Consider the following 14,409-nt stretch of genomic DNA (forward strand, 5'->3'; position numbering starts at 1 on the left):
TCTCCCCTGACCCTTAGTTCAGCGCCGGCAGCGTGGCTGCAGCGGCCTGGTAGTCACGGCTTTCCTTGAAGGCGCCGATGAACGCCTGGTATTCCTCGGCAGTCACGACGCGCACGGCGATCGGCATGAAGGCATGGTCCTTCCCACACAGTTCCGAGCACTGGCCGTAATAGATACCGGTCTCGCGAGCGTTGAACCACGTTTCGTTCAGGCGGCCGGGAACGGCGTCGATCTTGATGCCGAACGAAGGAACCGCAAACGCGTGGATGACGCCGGACGGGCTGGAGGTCACCTGCACGCGCACCGTGGTATCGACCGGCACAACCAGTTCGTTATCCACCGCCAGCAGCCGCGGCTGGTTCGGCTTGATCTGCGGGCGCTGCTCGTCGTTCAGGATGTTGGAGTCGAAGGCGACGCCTTCATCCACATATTCGTAGTTCCAGTACCACTGCTCGCCCGAAACCTTCACCGTCAGTTCCGGCGCGGGCACCTCCACCTCGCCGAACGAGAAGATGTTCGAGCCCAGGTACTTCCGCTGCCCGTCCGGCACCGTGAGCTGATCGGACAGCACGCCGAATGACGGGATGGCGATGATGATCAGCACCACGATCGGCACGACGGTCCAGATCACCTCAACCAACGTATTGTGGGTGAAGCGTGCAGGCACCGGGTTGGACTTGGCGTTGAACCGGAGGATCACGATGACCAGGAGCGCGAGCACAAACAGCACGATCAGCGAGATGGTCCACATCAGCGGTCCATTGTGGAAGGCCACGATGGAATCCATGATAGGGGTCACCGACTCCTGCAGGTGAACCTGACCCGCCATCGGATGCCCCTGAGGCACTTCCTGGGCGACCGCCATGGCGGGCGCCATGGTCAGCAGGGCTGCGAAACCCGCGCCCAATTTCTTCGCGAACTGCCCGGTCACCATATACCCCCTTGTCAGCTGTTCTGGCGGCTGGCACCGAGAATGAGGGGGCAAAACAGCGGCATAGCTAACGCCGCCCCGACTCAAGCTCGGAGCGCAAACTCTCTTCTCGTAAATCATATCGCGGCACCTGAGTCTATTGCGGCATTCGTTGCCACGGCTGCGGCAAATTGGTGTCCCCCACCCGCCGCGCGCCCTAACGCCGCCGCAGTTTATCATCAGAACGGGTCGCAAATCCGGTCCTTTGGTTGACACTGCGCAGCGAGTGTCAGACACACAACACACCCGGATCGCAGGCCGAGTCGACAGGAGAAGTGATGACCCCCAAGGCAATCGTGAAGCGGGCGGTTTTCGCCCTGTTGCTATTGTCCGGCGCACTCTTGGCCAGTCCCGCCTCGGCGCAGGGCACGGTCAAGGCCGAATATGGTGACTGGCAGATGAGCTGCGACACGCCACCTGGTGCCAGCTTCGAGCAGTGCGCGATCATCCAGAACGTCACCGCCGAGGACCAGCCCAATGTGGGGCTTTCCGTGATCGTGCTGCGCACCGCCGATCGGGAGGCACGCCTCCTGCGGGTCCTGGCTCCCTTGGGCGTCCTGCTGCCGAATGGTCTTGGGCTCAATGTCGATGGCACGGACATGGGACGGGTTGCCTTTGTCCGCTGCCTGCCCAACGGCTGCATCGCCGAAGTCGAGCTGGACGACGATCTGGTCAAGGTGCTTTCCGAAGGCAAGAGCGCGATCTTTGTCGTGTTCAAGACACCCGAAGAAGGCGTTGGCATCCCCGTATCGCTGGAAGGATTCGCGGAAGGCTTTGAGGCGCTGCCCTGAGGGTTGAGATGAACAAGGACAACCGCGACACGCAGCGCCACAGGACCCTCAAGGGCGCCAAGATCGTCCTCAACGAGGGCTTTTCGACCTTCAGTTGCACCGTGCGGAACATGTCGGACACCGGCGCGAAGCTGATCGTGCAAAGCATCGTGGGCGTCCCGAACCGGTTCGAGCTGGCGCTTGATGACGGGCGCCGCTTCCAATGCGAGACGGCGTGGCACACCGAAAAGGAAATCGGCGTGCGTTTCATCTCTTGAAAAAAGCCGGGCACGTGTGGTCACGGCCCGGCAGTTGGTCAGGAAACGAGGCTGGCGGCAAAACCAGCCCGGAGATGGCACAAGCATGTTCGTGTTCGAGCCAACGGGTGAGCGGCCGCCGTAGCGGCCGAAATTGTCAGGGACGCGAGGCGCGGGCGCGGGCCGCGTTGAGCACCATGCCCGGGGTCAGGCCCGAACGGGCGGCGAGTGCGTCCATGATGTCGGCCCGACTGATGCCAAGGTCGCTCAGCCGGCAGTGATCGAGTTCGAGCAGACGCTCCAGCGCGACGCGCCGGGCACGGGCGGTTCGGACCCGGCCAATCCACATTTCAAGAGCGTATAGCGGGTTGACAGGCGCCGCGGCCGAAAGGGACCGCTCGCCGAACAGCGAGAGAGCCATGATCCGTCTCCAGAACTCATGAGGGGGCGCCGGAGGGAGGCCGGCGTCCGGCGCGTTAAAGCGCCGATGAACGTGGGATAACCTGCTGGACTTCTATTCGTCTAACAAATAGATTTCATGTTCTCGATGAATTTCAGTGATGACCCACCATGACGGCCCCGCTCGATCTCGACCAGTTGCAGAGCTTTTGCGCCATTGCCGATTGCGGCAGTTTTACCGAGGCCGCACGCCGGGTCAACAAGACCCAGTCAGCGGTCTCGATGCAGATCAAGCGCCTTGAAGAACGCCTGGGCCATGCCCTGCTTTCCCGCGATGGTCGCAGCGTCACCCTGACCCATCACGGCGAAGTTCTCTACGAGCGCGCCCGCAAGATGCTGCGCACCAACGCCGAGATTCTCGACCACTTCAACGATGGTGACCTGGCCGGGTCCATCCGATTCGGTGTGCCCGACGACTACGCCGTCCGTCTGCTGCCGGTGATTCTGTCGAGCTTCCAGCGAACCCATCCAAAAATCGCGGTCGACGTCGCCTGCATGGCGTCCGAGCAACTGCTCGAGGGCATGAAACTGGGGCGCTATGACCTGATCGTCTTCACCCAAGGGACGGACCAGAATTTCGGTGAACTGTTCCGCACCGAAAAGATGTTCTGGGTCGCCAGCCACGGTGGCCGGGCGCTCGCCAGCGAACCCATAGCCATCGCGTGCGGGCCCTCCTGCTGCATCTGGCGCAAGGACGCGATGGAGGCGCTGGAGCGGACCGGAAAGGACTACCGGATCGCCTACACCTCCTCCAATGCGACCGCCATCTCGTCGGCGGTGCTGTCGGACCTGGCCGTGGGCTTTCTTCCCGAAAGCGCTCTGCAGCCGGGCATGCGGGTGGTGAGCGAAGGCCATGGCTTGCCCCGTCTGGGCGATGCGCAGATTGCACTGATGCGCGCCAGCCACGCCTATGGCGGCATCTATGACGCGCTGGCCAACCACATCGTGCAGTCGATGGGGAATCTCGACGTTGCACCCAAGGCGGAAGCCGCCGAATAGCCCGCTTGACCCAAACGGGTGATTGGCGCACCAGAAGACCATGTCGCAGGTTCTGACCAACGCCGCCGAATTTACCGTCTCCGAAATCGCCCAGGCGGTGAAGCGGACAGTCGAGGACGAATTCGGCCATGTCAGGGTGCGCGGGGAAATTTCCGGGTTCCGCGGCCAGCACTCCTCGGGCCACTGCTATTTCACGCTCAAGGACGACGCAGCAACCATCGATGCCGTCGTCTGGAAGGGCAGCTATGCGCGCCTGGCTTTCAAGCCCGAAGAAGGCCTCGAGGTCATCGCCACCGGACGACTGACGACCTTCCCGCGCTCGTCCAAATATCAGATCGTGATCGAAAACATCGAGCCCGCCGGTGCGGGCGCGTTGATGGCCCTGCTCGAGGAGCGGCGCAAGAAGCTCCTTGCAGAGGGCTTGTTTGCCCGCGAGCGCAAGCGCCCCCTGCCCTATCTGCCGCGCGTCATCGGCGTGGTCACCTCGCCCACGGGCGCCGTCATCAGGGACATTCTGCATCGGCTAGAGGACCGGTTTCCCAGCCACGTCGTGGTCTGGCCGGTGCGCGTGCAGGGTGACACCTGCGCCGCGGAGGTGGTCAATGCCATCGAAGGCTTCAACGGACTGTCCGACACCGGCGCGATCCCGCGGCCGGACCTGTTGATCGTCGCCCGCGGCGGCGGCTCGATCGAGGACCTCTGGGGGTTCAACGAAGAGGCGGTGGTGCGAGCCGTTGCCGCCTCTCGTATCCCCATCATCTCGGCCGTAGGGCACGAGACCGATACGACGCTGATCGACTATGCCTCCGATATGCGGGCGCCCACGCCGACCGCGGCTGCCGAAGCGGCCGTTCCTGTCCGCGCCGAACTCATCGCCTATGTCGAGGATCAGGGGGCGCGGCACCGGCAGGCGGCGCGGCGGCAGGTGGCCAGTCTGCGCGATCGCCTCAGGGCAGCCGGAGCCGGTCTGCCCCGGCCAGCCGATCTCATCGCAACGCAGCGGCAAAGCCTCGATCTGGCCTCGAGCCAGCTCGTCGGCGGGCTGAGGCACTTCGTGCAAGGCAGGCGTCTCAGCTTCTCCGGTCTCGCAAGTCAGATGCAGCCCCGCCTTCTCCGCCAACGCAAGACCGAACTGTCCGAACGGCTCGCGAACCTGGCCCGCCACGCTGAAGGCGGGCTCGTCAAGACCGTCGACAAAGCGCGCCTCAGATACGACCCCTGCGCGGCACGTCTGGCGGGAGCCGTGGGGCAATCGAACGAACGAAAGCGGGCGCTGCTCGAGAAGGTCGCACCGCGCCTCAGCCTCCAGCCCCTCCGGGCCGAGCTCCGCCATACGCAAGCAAAGCTCGATCCGCTCGCGCAGAGGCTCAATCAGTGCTCCGGCACGCTTCTGGCGCAGCGGCGGCAGCGGCTCGAGCAGACGGGCAAGCTTCTGGAGAGCCTCAGCTACCGGAACGTTCTCGCGCGCGGCTATGCCTTGGTGCAGGACGAGGCGGGAGCGGTGATCACCGCTGCCAACCAGCTCAGTCCGGGGGATGCGCTGCGCATCACCCTTGCCGAAGGCGAGATCGGTGCCGTGGTGGGCGGCGCTCCGGCGCCCCGCCGCAAGGGGGCGCGCCCGCCGGCCGACGATGGGTCGCAGGAAAGCCTCTTTTGAGGGGCAGCCGGCTCCGCTATATGAAAAGCCTGTCGCAAGGAGGTGGTCATGAACCTTTTCGATAAGGGGTTTTCCCCAGCCGAAGCCACTTTACGCTATCTCGATGGGGATTACGTGGTGCTCAAGCCCGGAAGCTTCGTGCGCTGCGCAATCACCGGCAAACCGATCCCGCTCGATGAATTGTTCTATTGGAGCGTGGACCGGCAGGAGCCCTATGCCGACGCCACCGTTGCCCACCAGGCGTTCGAACGCTTCGGCAGAGGCAACTGACAGTGACGGGGCTGGCGGCGCGTCAACGCTACCTCGTCATTTCCAACGGTCACGGCGAAGATGCCATTGCGGCGCAGGTGATTGCGCGGCTACCCCCGAGCATATCGGCGGAAGCCTTTCCGATGATCGGCAGTGGCAAGGCCTATGACAATGTGTGCCCGATCGTCGGGCCGCGCGCCACCCTGGCCTCCGAAGGCTGGCGGAACGTCAAGGGCTCGCTGCGCCGCGACATCGTCAATGGGGGCTTGCTGACCGTGCCGCCCGCCCTGCGGTTCTTGCGCAGCATCCGCGGCAAGTATGACCGGATTGTCGTCGTCGGCGACATGGTGGGCGTCCTCGCCTGCCTTGGCACGGGCAATCGCGACCTCGTTTACATCGACGTCTACAAGACGGGTTCGGCGCGGCTTTATTCCAAGGCGGAGTGCTGGGCCATCAAGCAGGCTTGTAGCCTGGTTTTCTGCCGCTCGACCAGCCTCGCCCAAAAACTGCGCAAGGCTGGCGTCGACGCCCGATGCGTGGGCAATCTCATGATGGACACCATCCCCTACGGCGACTACGACGCTGCCGCTCGCCGGACGCGTCGCGCGGCGGTGACGCTTCTGCCGGGAAGCCGCGCGCTGACGGCGGAAAGCTTCTCGCTGCAGGTCGCGGCGCTCAGAGCACTGCCGGAAGAGCTGCGGCCAGATGCGTTCGTCGCTGTTGCCGGCAGCGTGAGTGTCGAAGATCTGGCGCGCGCGGCCGGTCTTCACCGCACCGCAATGCTGAGCGGCGAAGCGGACGATCTGGGCGAACTCTCCGATGGCTCGATCACCGTGCACATGGCGCGCGGCCGGGCGATGGGCAATCTGCTGGCGGCATCGGACCTGGTTCTGAGCCAGGCGGGAACGGCGAGCGTCCAATCGCTCGGCCTCGGCGTGCCGGTGGTGACCTTCGTCAATGCGCGCGACCGGCGCTCCCGGTTCGAGGACGAGCAGAAGCTCTTCGGCGACGCCCGGCAGGTGGTCGCGCCGAAGGCCGCGGACATCTCGGAGTGCCTGGGGCGGCTTTTGGGCGACATGGCCGAGCGTGGCCGGTTGGGCACGCTCGGCCGCGAGCGGATCGGGGGGCCGGGCGCCTTGTCGGCCATATTCGAGGCCCTCGGCCTCGTCACCGAAAGCGCCTAGGCGGTCTCGGTCTTGCCGGTCTGCGGGTCGAGCAGGCGGTGCAGATGCACGATGAAGTAGCGCGTCTGTGCACTGTCCACCGTCATCTGCGCCTTCTGCTTCCAGACGTTATAGGCGGAAGCGTAGTTGGGATAGACGCCCACGATGTCGACTTCGTGGAGGTTGGAGAACGTCACGCCTTCGAGGCTGGACAGTTCTCCACCAATCACCAGGTGCAGCAGTTGCTTGTCGCTTGTTTCGGCCATGGTCTTGCCTGTGCTCATGAACTGGGATGGGAAACCTGATCGGAAGGGACCGCAGGGCAGCCGTAAACCTTGATCAGGGCCGCATGGACGTGGGGTTTTAGGCTCATGTCGCCCAGCGCCGCAAGCGCCCCGTGGCGCACATCACGCTTGTTGTATCGTGGGGGCCCGGCGCAGACATCCTGCAGCGAAAAGCCGCTTTCCTTAAGAATAATGTCGGCGCCGGCGATATCCCAGTCCTGGCTGCCGCGCCGGGCCACTGCGGCATCCAGCTTTCCCGTGGCAACCTGCACCAGGCGATAAGCAAGCGAAGGGTAGGCCGGGCCGCGAGCATAGGTGAGGCCGCTGGCCTGCATTTCCTGATGCACGGCGCCAGGCGCGGGGATCACCGGCGCGCTGCCGGCGCGGCGGCGGCGCTGCAGCGCCTGCCCGTTGAGTCGCGCTCCCCCGCCCAGGACCGCGTCGTAGAGTTCGTCGCGGGCCGGTGCATAGACCACTCCCGCTACGGCGACACCGTTTTCCACCACCGCGAGGGAAACCGTCCAGCAGTCCTCCCCGCGCAGAAAGGCGCGCGTGCCGTCGATAGGGTCGACGACGAAGACGCGATCGCATTCGAGACGGCTGGGGTTGTCGACGGTCTCTTCGCTCAACCACCCGTAGCTGGGCCGCGCGCCCAGCAGGTTTGCGGCAAGGAAGCGGTCGACGACGATATCGGCCTCGCTGACGGGCGAGGCGTTATCCTTCGTCCAGGATTTGACGTCCTTGCGGAAGTAGCTCGAGGCGATAATGCCCGCCGAGACCGCGCTGGAGCGCAGCAGGTTGAGATCATCGCTGTAGGGCGGGAAGGATGCCGGCATGGCGGGCTTTTAGGCCCGCTCAAGGGTTTGGACAAGGGTTTGTCGTCCCGCCGAAAACCTTGGCCGGCACCGCCCGACATTTCTTAGGGTAAACAGGCTCGCAGCGGGTGCGGTTAACTGCCTGTAACCGAGTGCAACAACCCGCTAACCGTCTCGGAAAACAAGATAAACTTAACCGAACCGATTAAGGTGGCAGGTAATAGGCCGCGCTAGATTGGCCTCACAAAACGAGCCGGAAAAAACCAGCTCTCGAAGTTACAGGAAGGCATCAAAAATGGTTCATGGCGTCCTGATGGAAGGATCATCCGTCGTTCTCGCCTTCGGCCGCCCGGCCGTTGCAGAACGCCGCTTCATGGCGGCAAACGACAATGGGCCGCGGGAGCCGGTCAAGACCGTTACGGTGCGCAAGCAGCTCGAGCAGAGCGGCGTCTCGGTCAAGATCAAGGTGCCGGTGGCAGAATTCATCGGCGTTGCCGTGGCGACGACGATTTCGGAAGAGGGCGTGCTCACCAGCTGCATCGAACTGGTCCATTCGGACGCCGGGTTGAACTACAAGGTATTCGAGGAAGAGGGCAACCATAACGTCGTCGCGGAATGGCAGAACTGGGGCAAGAAATTGCGCCTGCCGCTGTTCATCAAGGCGGGCGACGGCGCCTATCTGCCCTATAGCCAGCAAGTCGACGGGCTTATGGTCAGCACCCCTGCTCCGCGCCGCAAACTGGCGGCCGAGGCCGCGCGGCGGCCGCGGTTCCTCAACCGCCGCAAGCCCGGCAACGCCGAACTCAACTAGTTACCTCTGCCTCCAAAGCAGGTCCAGAAGGGTCGACCGGTGGTGCGGTCGGCCCCTTTGGCTTTTGCGACACGCCCGGTTCCTGCGTTGAGGGATGTGCCGCCAGCCTGCTACCACACCCAGTCCGCGAGCAGGGCCAGCGTCAAGATCATCCCCACATAGTGGTTGTTGTAGAAGCGCTGGAACGGGTTTTTCGGCCGTTCGATGTCCAGCGTCCCCAACTGCCAGGCGAGGAGGCCCGCTGCACCCAGGGCCAGCGTAGCGAAGATGACGCCGGTTCCGGCAAGCAGCGCGGCGGCATTCCACAAGACATAGGCCCCGGCGTAGAGAACCGCGACGACGGCACGAACATTGGGGCCGAAGAGGCGCGCGGTGGACTTTACCCCCACCAGGGCATCATCCTCGATGTCCTGCAGCGCATAGATCGTGTCGTAACCGATGACCCAGAGGATGGTGCCGACATAGGCAAGGATCGGCGGCCAGTCGAGGCTCCCGGTCTGGCTCGACCAGCCGACCAACGCGCCAAAGGAAAAGGCGAGACCGAGAAAGAGCTGGGGCCACCAGGTGATGCGCTTCATGAAGGGGTAGATCGCGACCAGCACCAGCGATCCGATGCAGGCGGCGATGGTGAAGGCGTTGAACTGGACCAGAATGATGGCGGCGAGCAAGGCCTGGGCGATCAGGAAGGCGAAGGCCTGTCTCGTGGTGACTTGTCCCGACGGGATCGGCCGGGAGCGGGTCCGCGCCACCTGGGCGTCGATGTCGCGATCAACGACGTCGTTGAAGGTGCAGCCGGCGCCGCGCATCAGGATGGCGCCCACGAACATCAAAATGGCGGCCCACCATCCGAACCCCATCGCCGGGTTGGCGTTGGCGGCCAGGCCGATTCCCCAGGCGCAGGGCCAGAACAGCAGATAGAATCCGATCGGCCGGTCCCAACGGGCCAGGCGCCCATAGGGCTTGATCGGGTCAGGCGCATACCGGTCGAGCCAGTTGTCCTGGCCGGCATCGGCGACGGTTCCGGAGGGAGTGGTCATGGTGGCACCGCGTAGAAGGTTTTGGGAAGTCATAGTGGTCTGCGCCGAGCCTTGCCACCCCCTGCCCGGCCTCGCCTTGCAGGAGCATGGCGGGAAAGGCCGAAGCCGGCTTTCGTGCGGCCCCGTTTCGCGGTACACGCGCACCATGCCCCGTAGCTACGCCCACCTGCAGCGCCTCTTCGTCCAAGCCGCACTTGCTCCTGATGCCGAACTGACGCTGGGCAAGGACCAGTCGCTCTACCTCGCGGCCGTGCTGCGCAAGTCCGTGGGCGACGACGTCGTGCTCTTCAATGGCCGGGACGGGGCGTGGCTGTGCCGCCTCATCGGCGACAGCAAGAAGGCCGTGCACCTCCGTGTCGTCGAGCAGATCGCGCCGCAAACCCCCGTTTCTGACCTCTGGTATGGCTTTGCGCCCCTCAAGTCCGAGCGTCTGGACTACGTCATCCAGAAGGCGGTGGAGATGGGGGCCGGCCTCATCCAGCCCATCATGACCGAGTACACGCAGGTCCACCGCCTCAAGGGCGAGCGCATGACGGCGAACGCCATCGAGGCGGCGGAACAGTGCGAGGTCCTGAGCGTCCCCCACATTGTGCCGGAGACGACGTTGAGCCGTCTGCTCGCCGGCTGGACGGCTGAACACGGCGACCGCCGGCTGATCTTTGCCGACGAAGGGGAGGCATCGGCCTCACCGATCGAGACGCTCAAGGCTTTGGAAGGCCAGCGCGTGGGGTTGCTCATCGGACCCGAGGGCGGTTTTTCTCCGGAGGAGCGGGAGAACCTTCGGGCCCAGCCCTACGTTGTGCCCATCAGTTTGGGGCCGCGTATCCTCCGCGCCGATACCGCGGCGGTGGCTGCGCTAGCCTGCATCCAGGCGACCATCGGCGATTGGCGATAAATCGCGATTGCTTTCCGCCTTGCGCTCGCTATGTTCGCGCCCCAAAAGCAGTTCAGACCACCCTCAACCCAGAGGACACCATGGCCGGCGACGACCACCCCTCGCCTCTAATCGAATCGCGGGCCGACCTCATCGAGGCGATGGCGCGAGGTTGCCGGCCCGAGAGCGAATGGCGCATCGGCACCGAACACGAAAAGCACGTGTTCCACACCAATCCGCTGCACCCGGTGGCCTATGAAGGCGAGAACGGCATCCGCGCTTTGCTGGCCGGCATCGAGAAAGAAACAGGCTGGGTGCCGTTCTACGACGGGGACAACCCCATCGGCCTGCGCAACCACGAAATCGCCGGTGGCATTTCGCTGGAGCCCGGCGGGCAGTTCGAACTGTCCGGTGCGCCCATGGAGGATCTGCACGGCACCGCCGCGGAAATGGACGAGCACATGCGCGTCGCCAAGGCCGTGGCAAAGCCGCTCGACATTCACTTCCTGGGCCTCGGCGTAACTCCCCTGTGGCCCGTCAAGACCATCGCCTCCATGCCGAAGTCGCGCTACGCGATCATGACGCGCTACATGGATCAGGTCGGCACGCTAGGCACGTCGATGATGTATCGGTCGGCCACGGTGCAGGTGAACCTCGACTTCGCCAGCGAGGCCGACATGGTCCGCAAGCTGCGCGTGGCGCTCAGCCTGCAGCCCGTTGCGACCGCGCTGTTTGCCAATTCGCCCTTCGCCGACGGCCGGGACACCGGCTACCTCAGCTTCCGCAGCCAGATCTGGCTGAACACCGACGACGATCGCACCGGCATGCTGCCTTTTGCCTTCGACGAGGGTTTCGGCTTTGAGCAATACGCGGACTATGCGCTCGACGTGCCGATGTACTTCGTCATTCGCGACAAGAAGTACGTCAATGTCGCGGGCGAGAGCTTCCGCGACTTTCTCGAGGGCAACCTGCCGCAATTGCCGGGCGAAAAGCCGACGATCAAGGACTGGGAAGACCATCTTTCGACGTTGTTCCCGGAGGTCCGGCTCAAGCAGTTCCTCGAGATGCGCGGCGCCGACATGGGCGACCAGGCCCATGTGGTGGCGCTGTCGGCGTTCTGGACCGGGCTGCTTTATGACCCGGTTTCGCTCGAAGCGGCCTGGGAGCTCGTCAAGGAGTGGACCGAAGAGGAGCGTGATTATCTGCGCCGCGAGGTCCCCCGGCTCGGTCTTGCCACCCCATTCGGCCGCTCGGCCATCTTCGACGTGGCCGCCCAGGCCGTGGGCATCGCCGAAGCAGGCCTTGTCCGCCGCGCCCGCCTCAACGCCCAGGGCCGCGACGAAACCATCCACCTCGCGCCCCTCGAAGCAACGATCCGCACCGGCAAGTCCCCCGCGCAACGCTGGCTCGAGAAGTTCCACGGCGAATGGAACGAGGATGTAACGCCGATTTTCCGCGAAGCCGAGATGTAGGGCGGGAGCGTTCCTTTCCTCCGTGCCGCCTGAGGCGGGGTCAGGTCTCTTGCGCGGTGCGGTCCAGATCGGCGATTTCCGTGTCGATGCAAGCGGCGGCGCGGTGGTTGGCGTAGACGACCCAGCTCAGGAAGATCAAGGTCGCAAGCGCCGGCAGCAGGACAGACCAGAGTGCGCCGGCGTCGAACAGGGTGGCGCCATAAATCAGGATGAACCCGGGCAGGAACGGCGCGATATACCAGCGGAAGACTGATCGAAGGGCGTCGCGCTGGCGCACGAGTTCGGCTCGGTAATGGCCCAGCGTGGGGGCCGCCCCATCTATCCGAGGCGGGGAGGTCCGCCGCCGCAACTGCCACATGGCGACGAGCGCGCCGAGGCCGAGCAGGATGAAGCCGCCGGCAATGGTCAGGGCCGGAGCGTTCCAAGGGCTGGAGAGCAACGTGAGGGCGGCGATGGCGATCGAGGCGGCCACCACCAAGCCGCCAGCGACAAATTCCCAGAGATTGCGCGTGCGGATTCGATCATCAAGTCGGCGCGCGCGCGTTTCGAGCATTGCGGGGGTCAGGGTCTGGGCGGGCAAGGCCTGCTCCTTCCATAAGGTCTTCGGGTCAGTGGGGGTATGGGTCAAGGCTGGGCCTCCTTTTCGAAGCCCCGGGCCAGAAGGGCCTTGATGCGGTGGATGCGCGTGGCGACTGCGCCCGGCGTAAGGCCGGTGATCTCGGCGATGCCGGCCGCATCCACGTCTTCGAGGTAGAGCAGCACCACCTGACGGTCCGCCGGGCGAAGGCGGTCGATCAGGGCGTAGAGGCGCTCGAGGGTAAGGCGATCGTCCGTCACTGTCTCCGGCGTTGCCCGGCTGTCGGGTAGATCGGTGCCGTCGAGCACAACCCAACCGTTGGCCGGACGGCGGCGCGCTGCCATTTCGACATGGCGGGCACAGACATTGTGCGCCACGCGCCAGGTCCAGGTCGCAGGGCTGCACTGGTCGCGAAAGACGGCGAGACTGCGCCAGAGGTGCATGTGAATGTCCTGTTCAAGGTCCTGCCGGGCGGCCGGCTCGCGCTCATAGGCGGCGGCCATGCGCGCGATCATGCCGCCATGATCGGCCGCTATATCCGCATAGCGGCGCTCGATTTTGGTTTGGTCGGGCATGCGCCTTTCCCGTCGGATTTTTTTCGCGTTACCGGGTCAATAGTCCCGGGGGTCGCAGGTTTCTTACAAATTGCCCCGAGGGTTGCCTCGCGGTCCGCTCTGGTGCATCACCGCGGCCAGCAAAATTCGGAGGTGGGCATGCGGGTTCTGGTGATCGGGTCGGGTGGACGGGAACATGCCCTGGCCTGGAAGATCGCGCAGTCGCCGCTGGTCGACGCCCTCTATGTCGCCCCCGGCAATGGCGGCACCGAGACGGTGGCGACCAATCTGCCGATCGATATCACCGATCATGCGGCGGTGATCGCAGCAGCGCGGGAGAACGCCATCGACTTCGTCGTCGTCGGGCCCGACGCGCAGGTGGTGGCGGGGCTTGGGGACGATGTCCGCGCCGCCGGGATCGCCTGCTTCTGCCCATCCAGGGCGGCCGGGCAGCTGGAAGGCTCAAAAAGCTTCACCAAGGCCCTCTGCGACGAGTTCGACATTCCCACCGCCGCCTATGGCCGGTTCGAAGACGAAGCCGCGGCGCTGGAGTACCTTTATGCTCAGGGCGCGCCCATCGTCATCAAGGCCGATGGGCTGGCCGCGGGCAAGGGCGTGGTCGTCGCGACCAGCGTCGAAGAGGCCGAAGCAGCCATCATCGACTGCTTTTCCGGCACCTTTGGGGCCTCCGGCGCGGCCGTGGTGATCGAGGAGTTCATGGAGGGCGAGGAGGTGAGCCTCTTCGTCCTGACCGATGGCGAGGCTATCCTGCCTCTGACGACGGCGCAGGACCACAAGCGCGCCTTCGATGGCGACACCGGCCCGAATACCGGCGGCATGGGTGCCTATTCGCCGGCCCCGGTGATGACCGAGGCCCTCTACCGCGACGCCATGGCGCGGATCATCGAGCCCACGGTTCGCGGCATGGCCCAGCGCGGCACCCCCTATGCCGGTGTGCTCTATGCCGGCCTGATGCTGACGGCGGATGGCCCCAAGCTCGTCGAATACAATGCCCGCTTCGGCGACCCCGAATGCCAGGTGATGATGCTGCGCATGGAGAGCGATATCGTGCCGCTGCTTCATGCCGTGGCGACCGGCTCGCTCGGGCGGCATACGGTAAGCTGGAAACCGGCCTATGCCTTGACGGTGATCATGGCGGCGAAGGGTTATCCCGGACATTATGAGAAAGGATCGGAGATCAAGGGCGCCGATAGCCTGGATAGCGCCGACCTCGTGGTATTTCACGCCGGAACGAAGCATGATCGGGCACGTTTACTGGCCACGGGGGGACGCGTTCTGAACGTCACGGCGCTCGGGACAACGGTAAAAGAGGCACAGGACCGTGCTTACAGGGGCGTGGATGCGATTGTTTGGCCAGAAGGCTTTTGCCGCCGAGACATCGGCTGGCGCGAGATCGCACGCGAAGGCCTCTGAACCTTTCTTCAACATCCCCGCGTTAAC

At 64.6% G+C, this 14,409-nt stretch carries 17 protein-coding genes; 10 read left to right on the plus strand and 7 right to left on the minus strand.

The window, feature by feature from the left end; genetic code table 11:
• Positions 1-13 precede the first annotated feature (13 nt).
• Positions 14-931 carry a cytochrome c oxidase subunit II gene (gene coxB, locus IC608_RS08485; protein WP_345890868.1) on the minus strand — a complete coding sequence of 306 codons (918 nt, stop codon included), beginning with the start codon at positions 929-931 and terminating at the stop codon, positions 14-16.
• Positions 932-1,248: 317 nt separating this feature from the next.
• Between coxB and IC608_RS08490 the strand changes: the two genes are divergently transcribed.
• Positions 1,249-1,761 (plus strand): invasion associated locus B family protein, encoded by a 513-nt coding sequence (locus tag IC608_RS08490; RefSeq protein WP_191774471.1) that lies wholly within the window; start codon positions 1,249-1,251, stop codon positions 1,759-1,761.
• Between the two features lie 8 nt (positions 1,762-1,769).
• Positions 1,770-2,018, plus strand: a complete 249-nt coding sequence (locus IC608_RS08495) for a PilZ domain-containing protein (RefSeq protein WP_191774473.1) — start codon at positions 1,770-1,772, stop codon at positions 2,016-2,018.
• A 136-nt stretch (positions 2,019-2,154) separates the two neighbouring features.
• On the opposite strand, the gene IC608_RS08500 is transcribed toward IC608_RS08495, so the two are convergent.
• Positions 2,155-2,418: a hypothetical protein gene (locus tag IC608_RS08500; RefSeq protein ID WP_191774476.1), complete on the minus strand. Its 264-nt coding sequence runs from the start codon at positions 2,416-2,418 to the stop codon at positions 2,155-2,157.
• Positions 2,419-2,567: 149 nt separating this feature from the next.
• Between IC608_RS08500 and IC608_RS08505 the strand changes: the two genes are divergently transcribed.
• From IC608_RS08505 to IC608_RS08520, 4 genes are read left to right on the plus strand one after another with little or no spacing between them, the layout of a single operon-like run.
• Positions 2,568-3,455 carry a LysR family transcriptional regulator gene (locus IC608_RS08505; protein WP_191774478.1) on the plus strand — a complete coding sequence of 296 codons (888 nt, stop codon included), beginning with the start codon at positions 2,568-2,570 and terminating at the stop codon, positions 3,453-3,455.
• A gap of 40 nt (positions 3,456-3,495) precedes the next feature.
• Positions 3,496-5,112, plus strand: a complete 1,617-nt coding sequence (gene xseA / locus IC608_RS08510; protein ID WP_191774480.1) for an exodeoxyribonuclease VII large subunit — start codon at positions 3,496-3,498, stop codon at positions 5,110-5,112.
• 48 nt (positions 5,113-5,160) lie between these two features.
• Positions 5,161-5,382 (plus strand): DUF2093 domain-containing protein, encoded by a 222-nt coding sequence (locus IC608_RS08515; RefSeq protein WP_191774482.1) that lies wholly within the window; start codon positions 5,161-5,163, stop codon positions 5,380-5,382.
• Positions 5,383-5,384: 2 nt separating this feature from the next.
• The gene (locus IC608_RS08520) at positions 5,385-6,545 is read left to right on the plus strand and encodes a glycosyltransferase family protein (RefSeq protein WP_191774484.1); all 1,161 of its coding nucleotides are present in this window, start codon (positions 5,385-5,387) and stop codon (positions 6,543-6,545) included.
• Here IC608_RS08520 and IC608_RS08525 read toward each other — a convergent pair.
• A complete protein-coding gene (locus IC608_RS08525; RefSeq protein WP_191774486.1) occupies positions 6,542-6,790 on the minus strand; it encodes a DUF4170 domain-containing protein in 249 nt (82 codons plus the stop codon). The two genes, IC608_RS08520 and IC608_RS08525, sit on opposite strands and share 4 nt — an antisense overlap.
• A gap of 14 nt (positions 6,791-6,804) precedes the next feature.
• Positions 6,805-7,644 (minus strand): 3'(2'),5'-bisphosphate nucleotidase CysQ, encoded by an 840-nt coding sequence (locus IC608_RS08530; RefSeq protein ID WP_191774488.1) that lies wholly within the window; start codon positions 7,642-7,644, stop codon positions 6,805-6,807.
• Between the two features lie 274 nt (positions 7,645-7,918).
• Here IC608_RS08530 and IC608_RS08535 point away from each other — a divergent pair, with 274 nt between their 5' ends.
• Positions 7,919-8,434, plus strand: coding sequence for a DUF6101 family protein (locus IC608_RS08535; protein WP_191774490.1), 516 nt, complete (start codon positions 7,919-7,921; stop codon positions 8,432-8,434).
• A gap of 110 nt (positions 8,435-8,544) precedes the next feature.
• Here the strand turns inward: IC608_RS08535 and ubiA are convergent, their stop codons facing one another.
• The gene (gene ubiA, locus IC608_RS08540) at positions 8,545-9,471 is read right to left on the minus strand and encodes a 4-hydroxybenzoate octaprenyltransferase (protein WP_191774492.1); all 927 of its coding nucleotides are present in this window, start codon (positions 9,469-9,471) and stop codon (positions 8,545-8,547) included.
• Positions 9,472-9,616: 145 nt separating this feature from the next.
• Here ubiA and IC608_RS08545 point away from each other — a divergent pair, with 145 nt between their 5' ends.
• Both IC608_RS08545 and IC608_RS08550 read left to right on the plus strand, forming a co-directional pair.
• A complete protein-coding gene (locus IC608_RS08545; RefSeq protein WP_191774494.1) occupies positions 9,617-10,366 on the plus strand; it encodes a 16S rRNA (uracil(1498)-N(3))-methyltransferase in 750 nt (249 codons plus the stop codon).
• 80 nt (positions 10,367-10,446) lie between these two features.
• Positions 10,447-11,817, plus strand: a complete 1,371-nt coding sequence (locus IC608_RS08550; RefSeq protein WP_191774496.1) for a glutamate--cysteine ligase — start codon at positions 10,447-10,449, stop codon at positions 11,815-11,817.
• 40 nt (positions 11,818-11,857) lie between these two features.
• On the opposite strand, the gene IC608_RS08555 is transcribed toward IC608_RS08550, so the two are convergent.
• Both IC608_RS08555 and IC608_RS08560 read right to left on the minus strand, forming a co-directional pair.
• Positions 11,858-12,397: a hypothetical protein gene (locus IC608_RS08555; protein ID WP_191774498.1), complete on the minus strand. Its 540-nt coding sequence runs from the start codon at positions 12,395-12,397 to the stop codon at positions 11,858-11,860.
• A gap of 44 nt (positions 12,398-12,441) precedes the next feature.
• Entirely contained in the window at positions 12,442-12,969 is a 528-nt protein-coding gene (locus IC608_RS08560; protein ID WP_191774500.1) for an RNA polymerase sigma factor, read from the minus strand.
• A gap of 138 nt (positions 12,970-13,107) precedes the next feature.
• Here IC608_RS08560 and purD point away from each other — a divergent pair, with 138 nt between their 5' ends.
• Positions 13,108-14,382, plus strand: coding sequence for a phosphoribosylamine--glycine ligase (gene purD, locus IC608_RS08565; protein WP_191774502.1), 1,275 nt, complete (start codon positions 13,108-13,110; stop codon positions 14,380-14,382).
• Positions 14,383-14,409: the final 27 nt, after the last annotated feature.

Origin of the sequence: Devosia oryzisoli, from assembly GCF_014837245.1 — a bacterium.
Lineage (GTDB): Bacteria > Pseudomonadota > Alphaproteobacteria > Rhizobiales > Devosiaceae > Devosia > Devosia oryzisoli.